This is a genomic window from Bradyrhizobium sp. Kon37, from assembly GCF_055807535.1.
Genome location: NZ_JBVVOY010000036.1, coordinates 38936 through 45781 on the forward strand (window position 1 = coordinate 38936; position 6846 = coordinate 45781).

A 6846-nucleotide genomic window follows, 5' to 3' on the forward strand; every position below is an offset into this window, starting at 1 on the left:
AATTTTGCAGTAAACGCGGGGTGAAAACGGTTGAGCGCAGGCTCGGTTCCCACGGGAACCGACCGCTTTGATCGACTGGAAGTAGCGATATACCGCCGCCTCAGGCGCCGAGGATGTCGTGGACCTCGAGCGGCTTGTCGACCTGGTTGAACCACTCGGCGCGGTTGGCCGCGCGGCGGCGTCCGCGCTCGTCGAGCGGAAGCTTGAGCTGGCGGAGCAGGCTCGTCACCTCCTCCCGCGCGGTGAGATGGCCGAGATTCGGCCGCATGCCGAGGGTGGCCTCGTCGATCTCGTCCAGCGCGGTCAGCCCGCGCGGGAAGAACTCCCGATAGACGACGCGTTCGGCGAAGCCGTCGACATAGCGGAAGCCGAGCCGCATCGACAAATCCTTCAACCCCTCGGCAACCAGCTGCTTGTTGCGGGAGCCGAGCATCGACAGGCGGTTGCGCACGACGATCCAGTCGGTGGTCGCGCCGTCGAGCTGGCGGCGTTTGCGCCTGACATCCCGCACCATTTCGGCGTAGTGGCTCTCGCCCGTCACCGCGTAATTGGCGGGATCGACGGTGCCGAGCACATCGAAATCGAGGAAGCTGTCGTTGATTGGGGTCACCAGCGTGTCGGCCATCGAGTGCGCAAGCCGCATCAGATAGCTGTCGGTGCCGGGCGTATCGATGACGATGAAGTCGAAGCTGCTCTCGACCGCCGAGACCGCTTCCATGAACTGAAGGAACTCCGAATTCTCGTTCTCGGCAACCTGCATGGTCTCGCCGAGCTTGATGCAGCGATGCAGCGGCAGTTCGAGGTCGAGCTTGGTGCGGCGCGCCCAGGCGGAACGGTTGTTGATGTAGTGAGTAAAGCTCTGCTGACGGCAGTCGAGGTCGATGGTGGCGACGCGCTGGCCGGCTTTCAGAAGCGCGACTGCGATGTGCAGGGCGGTCGTCGACTTGCCGGAGCCGCCCTTCTCGTTGCCGAGCACGACAACATGCGCCGAGCCGGACTGGCCTTGGCTAGCTTGCACAAGCATCGCGATCCTCAACACCCCTAACGAATATCTTCGAGTTGGCCGCGTCTGCGGTCAAGTGAAATGCGTGACAGGCAATACAAATCGCGGCGCGCCGTCCTTCACCATGAATCACCGCACCGCTTCGCGTCTGTGATCCAGCCCACAATGTCGCGACCTCTTGCGCGGCTTTGCGCGGGATGCTGTGCCGCATCCGGATGCGTGGCGTCCATGGGCGCCGCTTGTTAAGGTTAGCCTGCCGGGCGCCGGGACGTGCCCGCCGATTCCCAACCCCGTCGAGTTCTGATGTCACGCAGCCCCTTGATCGCCCGCACGGTCCCCACCTTGCGACGCGCCGTCGACAATCTTCGCAAGCGAAAGGCCACGATCGCGCTGGTCCCGACCATGGGAGCGCTCCATGACGGCCATGTGTCGCTGGTGCGCCTGGCCAGGCGGCGCGCGAGCCGCGTCGTGGTGTCGATCTTCGTCAACCCGACCCAGTTCGCTCCGACCGAGGATTTTGGCGCCTATCCGCGAACCTGGAAGGCCGATCTCGCCAAGCTCGCCGCCGAGGACGTCGATATCGTCTGGCATCCCGGCGCCGAGGCCATGTATCCGGAGGGCTTTGCCACCCGCATCGTACCGGAGGGACCGGCGCTGGCCGGCCTCGAGGACCGCTTCCGCCCGCATTTCTTCGGCGGCGTCGCCACCGTCGTCGGCAAGCTGTTCACGCAGTGCCGGCCTGATGTCGCGATCTTCGGCGAGAAGGATTTTCAGCAGTTGCGGGTGGTGGCGCAGATGGCCCGCGACCTCGACCTCGGCGTCAAGGTGATCGGTTCCCGCACCGTGCGCGAGCGCGACGGGCTCGCGATGTCCTCGCGCAACGTCTATTTGTCACCACAGGAGCGGCAGACCGCAACCACGCTGTACCGCGCCATGAAGGAGAGCGCCGGGCGCATCCGCGCCGGCGAAGCGGTCGCGGCCGCAATGGCGCGCGGTGCCGCGATGATCACGGCGGCCGGCTTTGAGCTCGACTATTTCGAGGTGCGCCATGCAGCGACCCTAGCACAGGTCAGCTCGCATAAGGACGGACCGTTGCGCATCCTGGTCGCAGCCAAGCTCGGCACGACCCGGCTGATCGACAATATCGCGGTGTAACCGCCAAGGTTGATCTTGCACCTTTGCTCGCCCGGATGGATGATCGGCGCGATGAAGCGAGCCGACTGGCGGGGCATGTCGTCCATCAGCGCGAGGATCGTGAGCTGCGTGCTGGCGCTGGTTGCCGCAGGCGCCGTACAGGCACAACAGCGTCCGCCGATCGGCGCCTTCGGCTCGCCGCCCGACGCCATGATCTTCTACGTCGCCCATGGCCCGGCCGATGCCTGCGGGTCGGGGTGTTCGGATTGGATTGCCGCGGAAGGGGCTGTGCAGTGGGACAGCTACAAGCGGCTGATCGCGATCCTCGACCGTCAGGCCGGGCGCAAGCTGCCTGTCGTGATCCATAGCTGGGGCGTATCCAATCTCAAGGTCGCAAGCAGCCTCGGCCGCATCCTGCGCGACCGCGGCCTCGACGCCACGGCCGGGACGACCGAGGTCACAGCCTGCGCCGGGAAGCCGGACGCCGAATGCTTTACGCTGAAGCGTCCGGGCGGACCGCTCGATGCAAGATTGTCAGTGTCGAATCTGATTTGCGATTTTGCCTGCGTGCTCGCGCTGGCGGGCGGCGTGCATCGCAGCCTGCCGCCGGGCACCAAGGTTGTGCTGGGCAGCCGCTCCGTCCGTAACCGGCTCGCGCCCAATATCCCGGCTGAGCAGCGCGAGAGCCTCACGGAGTATTTTGGCGAGCAACACCGGAAATATCTGAACGAGATGGGCATTGCGCCCGATCTCGTCGACATCGTGGATGGCATCGGCGAAGGCGGGCGCCCCGTCGTCATACCGCCGTCCGACTGGGCGCGGCTGCACATCGTGACGCCTTCGCAGTGACGCCTTGGGAGTAGCGGACTACAACAGCCCGAGATCGCGCAGCTCGCGCCGCATCGGCTCCGGCATCGCAGCGATCGAGCCGGCGGCGGACTTGCCGAGATCGGGCGGCACCGAATCGTCGGCGAGATAGCGCCAGCCCTGGAACGGGCGCATCGGCCGCGGCGACACCGCGATCACCTTCGGCTGCATCACGATCCGGCAGCGTCCGATGCCGTCCTTGTCGCGGAACGGCTCGATGCCGATGATCTTTTCGCGCGCGGCGACCTCGCCCTTGATCACCCAATAGAGCGACCCGCCCGACAGGATCTCGGCGTCGCGCTTGGGCACCATGCGGGTGATATGGATGTGATGTTGCGGCAGACCCTTCTTCTTGGCGGCCTGCATCCGTTCGGCGGTCCACTCCTTCAATTCCTTGATGGATTCGCAGCCGACGGCGAGCTTGATCAGGTGTAGTGGCATGCCCAAGCATTAGCCGGGCAGCCACGCATTTGGAATGCCGATCTACTCGTTATCCGCAGCCGGGGGAGCTGCCGCCGGCGGCGTGAGCGGAACCGGTGCTGCCGCCGGCGCCCGCGCAGCCTTCGGCGCAGGCGGCTTCTTCGCGGCGGGAGCTGCGGCCTGTGCCGAGGCCGCTGCCGGGGGGCGCGGAGCCGCTGCGTTCGCGGTGGGCGACGCCTGGCGCGTCGGCGGCTCCGGATTCATGATGCTGACCGGCGGCGTCGACGAGGCACTCGGGAACTCGGCATTGGTCGGCTTGCCCGTCGGCATCGACGGCGGCAGTCCGGCAAGCGCGGCAGTGGCCGGCAACGATTGCGCTGCTGCAGGCGCATTCCAGGTCGGGGCGTAGCGCGCGACCAGCGTGTCGTAGAGATGGGAATCCATGTTGGCGGCGACCTGCTGCTGATCGGTCAGCGAGCGGAAGGCCGCGCAGTCAAACTGCGTGCAGCCGTCGCGCGCGACCAGCACATGCGCGACCAGGCCGTAGCGATCACGCTCCAGCGACTTGCGCAGCACCTTGATGTCGGGCGTCAGGCTCCTCTCCGCGGTCGCGGCATCGCCGAGCGCCGTCAGCCGGTCGATCCTGGCCGCGGTCGTGGAGACGGCCGCAGCCGCCACGTCAGGCGCGCCGAACAGCGCCTTCTCGCAGCCAATGGCCACGGCATCGCCGGCGAGATCGTCGAGACAGGACAACGCCGGCAGGCTCGCGGTCATCGCGGCCTGCGCGCGGGCCTCGGTCGGCGTGGTCTGCCCCGCCGGTCCATCGACACGCACGACGGCAGCCAGCGCGATGGCAATGGCGAGCAGCGTAACGACGGCCAGCGCACCGTTGGCGACTGATCGCTCGGCGCGCAGCAGCGTGACCAGGAGGATCAGTCCGAAGAAGCCGGCAGCCGCCAGCATCATCCACATTGGAAAGACCGGCGAGCGCCAGATTTGGTCGAGCGACGAGGCCCATGGCCAGTTCATGCGCGACGTCCCCTCACGCGAGCAGAGAGCGAATGGTCAAAGCGAGCACCGAGAGTCGGCAACTGCCCCCGGCCCCCCTTTTGAAGGTGAAGCGGGCCTTTTGACGGCGGCAGAATACAAATTCCCGGGAACGCGCCAATGCGCGGGTAGCGTCGGCCTTCAGGACAGCGCGAGCTGGCTTTCCTTGGCGACGCGTTCGAAGGCTTCGGTCGAGCTCTTGATTCGGTACTGACAGTCGTCACCATCCGTCGGCAGGAGGCGGATGACCTCATACGAGCCGCTGGCAGCGGGGCGTGCGACATTGCTGGCGGTGAACAATACGCGCGCGCCAATAGGGAATTTGTGCTTCAACACCCTCTCCATCACTCAAACAACGCCTGCCACGCCCATGGTCCCACTGCGTCGGCCGGCCGGAAACCCGGGCGTGGTATAGCATGCGGCGGGCGTTTTTGGCCAGCAGTATGCAACATGGCAAACGTGCGAATTTTGCAGTTATTTCAGAGTGATGCCGCCAGCCGATGATACCGCTGGAACCGGTCCTTCAGGCGGTATGGGGCAAACGGCTGTCGGGCTGGCGTGATCCACCGCCTTGGGCGGTTCCTGGGCCGTGAGGTCCCTCTCCTTGCCGACCACTCGGGCGATCGAGCGCGGCCGGCTTGCTGCGTCAAGCCAGGCCGATCGCAACCACAGATTACACGTTCTCGAACTTGTCGATGACGAGCGTTTCGGCGAGCGCGTCCCGGGTCCATTCCTGGAATGCCGGCAGCGCCAGCATCGTGTCCATGTAGGCCCGGGTCTCCGGCGTGACCTCGATCGCGTAGGTGCGGAAGCGGTGCACGACCGGGGCATACATCGCATCTGCCGCGCCGAAGCGCCCGAACAGGAACGGTCCATTGGCGCCATACCGGGTCCGGCATTCGCGCCAGATCTCCTGCACCCGCGCGATATTGGCCTCGGCGTCCGCCGACAGCGTCACGGGGCGCACCGGGCGGTGCAGATTCATGCCGCATTCGTTGCGAAGGGCCATGAAGCCGGAATGCATCTCGGCGCACACCGAACGGGCATGGGCGCGGGCGGCGGCGTCGTCCGGCCACAGCTTCACTTCCGGGTAGCGCTCGGCAAGGTATTCGATGATGCTGAGCGAATCCCATACCGTGATGTCGCCGTCGACCAGCACCGGCACTTTACCGGCGCGGCTGAACGAGATGATCTGCTCCTTGTCCGCGGGATTGTCGGTGTAGAGCGGGATCAGGGTCTCCACGAACGGGATGTCGTTCGCGCGGAGCGCGAGCCACGGCCGCATCGACCATGACGAGTAATTCTTGTTGCCGATTGCGAGTTTCAGCGCAGCCATGTCATCAGTCCTTCTCGATCCGCCTTGAAGCGAGCCGCTTTTAACGCCATCGCCTGCCGCCAATCAATCGTTGCTGCACCTCGCCATGCGTGGCAAGCGTTGCGATCAGGAGACACACATGAGCAGGCATTGGGTCGACATCACCGCCGTCGGCTTCTTCATCATCGAATGGCTGGTCTACGCGCTGACGCTGGAGCATTCGGCCTATGGCCGCGACAGCCTGTCGGCGCGCATGAACCGCTACCGCGAAGTGTGGGTGCGCCGGCTGCTCGACCGCGACGCGCGCATGGTCGATATGCAGATCATGGCCTCGCTGCAGAACGGCACCGCCTTCTTCGCCTCCACCAGCCTGATCGCGCTCGGCGGCGCGCTGGCGCTGCTGCACGCGACCAACGATGCGATCACGATCTTGAGCAAGCTGCCGATCGATCTCAGCACCTCGCCGGCCATGTGGGAGCTGAAATGCGTCGGCCTCGTCCTGATCTGCGTCTACGCCTTCTTCAAATTCGCCTGGTCGTACCGCCTGTTCAACTATGTCGCGATCCTGTTCGGCGGCATGCCCGCGGCCTCGCAGCGTGACACGCCGGAGGCCGAAGCTCATGTGATCCGCACCTCGCGCCTGTTCGAATCCGCCGGCCGCCATTTCAACCGCGGCCAGCGCGCCTTCTTCTTCGCACTCGGCTATCTCGGCTGGTTCGTCAGCCCCTGGGTGTTGTTCGTGACCACGGCCGCCGTGGTGATCGTGACCTGGCGGCGGCAATTCGCCTCGAGCGCGTGGGAGGCAATGGCCCCGGAGGTGGTGGACGGCGAGGAGATGAGGCGCGGTCGTTGACGCGCTCGCAATGACGGAGCAAGGGGCAGCAGCATCGCTCTTTCATCTCGCATTTTGAATGGCAGACACGCCTTCGCGTCCTCGCGGCTGATTTCGCCCGAGCTTTGCTTTGTCGTTTCACCCTCAAATTCAAGAGGGCGCAGGGAAGGCCGGGTGCCGGCTGGCACCCGCGGTCCGCTGCGCGAAAAGCACACGCAGGAAAACCGC

The 6846-nt window shown here is 65.6% G+C and carries 8 protein-coding genes; 3 read left to right on the plus strand and 5 right to left on the minus strand.

What is annotated here, in order from left to right:
• Window positions 1-100: 100 nt before the first annotated feature.
• Window positions 101-1024: a division plane positioning ATPase MipZ gene (locus tag AC0L3J_RS34805; protein ID WP_027567358.1), complete on the minus strand. Its 924-nt coding sequence runs from the start codon at window positions 1022-1024 to the stop codon at window positions 101-103.
• A 282-nt stretch (window positions 1025-1306) separates the two neighbouring features.
• Here AC0L3J_RS34805 and panC point away from each other — a divergent pair, with 282 nt between their 5' ends.
• Both panC and AC0L3J_RS34815 read left to right on the plus strand, forming a co-directional pair.
• Window positions 1307-2158: a pantoate--beta-alanine ligase gene (gene panC, locus AC0L3J_RS34810; protein ID WP_473350082.1), complete on the plus strand. Its 852-nt coding sequence runs from the start codon at window positions 1307-1309 to the stop codon at window positions 2156-2158.
• Between the two features lie 51 nt (window positions 2159-2209).
• Window positions 2210-2986 (plus strand): hypothetical protein, encoded by a 777-nt coding sequence (locus AC0L3J_RS34815; protein WP_473350083.1) that lies wholly within the window; start codon window positions 2210-2212, stop codon window positions 2984-2986.
• 18 nt (window positions 2987-3004) lie between these two features.
• Here the strand turns inward: AC0L3J_RS34815 and AC0L3J_RS34820 are convergent, their stop codons facing one another.
• The 4 genes from AC0L3J_RS34820 to AC0L3J_RS34835 all read right to left on the minus strand — a co-directional run bounded on the left by AC0L3J_RS34820 (window position 3005) and on the right by AC0L3J_RS34835 (window position 5807).
• Window positions 3005-3445 (minus strand): DUF1489 family protein, encoded by a 441-nt coding sequence (locus tag AC0L3J_RS34820; RefSeq protein ID WP_473350084.1) that lies wholly within the window; start codon window positions 3443-3445, stop codon window positions 3005-3007.
• Window positions 3446-3487: 42 nt separating this feature from the next.
• Entirely contained in the window at window positions 3488-4453 is a 966-nt protein-coding gene (locus AC0L3J_RS34825) for a hypothetical protein (protein WP_473350085.1), read from the minus strand.
• Between the two features lie 159 nt (window positions 4454-4612).
• Window positions 4613-4816: a hypothetical protein gene (locus tag AC0L3J_RS34830; protein ID WP_007611353.1), complete on the minus strand. Its 204-nt coding sequence runs from the start codon at window positions 4814-4816 to the stop codon at window positions 4613-4615.
• Window positions 4817-5144: 328 nt separating this feature from the next.
• Window positions 5145-5807: a glutathione S-transferase family protein gene (locus tag AC0L3J_RS34835; RefSeq protein ID WP_473350086.1), complete on the minus strand. Its 663-nt coding sequence runs from the start codon at window positions 5805-5807 to the stop codon at window positions 5145-5147.
• Window positions 5808-5925: 118 nt separating this feature from the next.
• Between AC0L3J_RS34835 and AC0L3J_RS34840 the strand changes: the two genes are divergently transcribed.
• Window positions 5926-6639, plus strand: a complete 714-nt coding sequence (locus AC0L3J_RS34840; RefSeq protein WP_027567364.1) for a DUF599 domain-containing protein — start codon at window positions 5926-5928, stop codon at window positions 6637-6639.
• Window positions 6640-6846: the final 207 nt, after the last annotated feature.